The sequence below is a fragment of the Streptomyces sp. NPDC024698 genome (assembly GCF_055559015.1).
Map to the genome: position 1 here is coordinate 1 of NZ_JBVHLK010000067.1, position 1,096 is coordinate 1,096.

Below are 1,096 nucleotides of genomic sequence, written 5' to 3' on the forward strand. Positions count from 1 at the left end.
GCCGTGACTGTTGGCCAGCGGGGTCGTTGGTGTGGTTATGGGTGGGGACCTTGCTGATGTCAGGTTGTGGGCTGATGAGTTGGGCCGGTTGCAGGAGCGGTTCGTGCACCGGTTCAGCAGGACGGAGCCGCGGGAGACGGCTCTTGCGTATATGCGGGGGCTGATCGCTCCGCTGGAGCGGAAGAACGGCTGGACACTCGCCGAACAGGCAGGCCACGCGGCTCCGGACCGTATCCATCGGTTACTGAACCGGATCGAGTGGGACGCCGACGAGGTCCTGGACGATGTGCGTGAGTACGTCGTGGAACACCTCGGGGACCAGGATGCCGTGCTGATCGTCGATGACACCGGCTTCTTGAAGAAGGGCGTCCGTTCGGCCGGGGTCCAGCGGCAGTACTCCGGGACCGCGGGACGCACCGAGAACTCCCAGATCGGGGTCTTCCTCGCTTATGCCAGTGCCCGCGGCCGCACGCTGATCGATCGGCGGCTGTATCTGCCCACGTCCTGGACGGACGACCGGGAGCGATGCCGTCATGCCGGCATCGACGACAGCGTCGCCTTCGAGACGAAAGTGGCGATGGCCAAAGCGATGGTCCGCAAAGCCATCGCCGACGAGGTCCCGTTCGCCTGGGTGACCGCGGACGCGGCTTACGGCTTCAGCAAGGGCTGGCGGTTCGAACTCGAGCAGGCCGACGTCTTCCACGTCATGGCCACCACACGGCACGACACCGTCGTCACCCGCTGGTCCATCGACCACCCCGTCCACGACCTGTTTCCTGGCCTGCCGCGGCAGAAGTGGAAGCGACGCTCCTGCGGCGACGGCGCCCACGGAAAGAGGATCTACGACTGGGCCCGTGTCGAGGTGCGACCTTGGCACCGGCCCGACCGCCGGCACTGGGTCATCGCCCGCCGCAGCGTCAGCCGGCCCGAGGCGATCTCCTACTACATCGCCTACTGCCCCGCCGACACCACCCTGGACGAGCTCATCCGTGTCGCGGGCAGCAGGTGGGCGGTCGAGGAATGCTTCCAGACGGCGAAGCAGGAGTGCGGCCTGGACGACTACCAGGTCCGCCGCTACCCCGGCTGGCACCGCCAC

1 protein-coding gene is annotated in these 1,096 nt (G+C 67.2%); it reads left to right on the forward strand.

The genetic code is table 11. From position 1 onward, the window contains the following. Positions 1–37 precede the first annotated feature (37 nt). Positions 38–1,096 (forward strand): IS701 family transposase (locus ACZ4AA_RS38480; protein WP_467613386.1); only part of this gene is annotated, 1,059 nt, incomplete at its 3' end.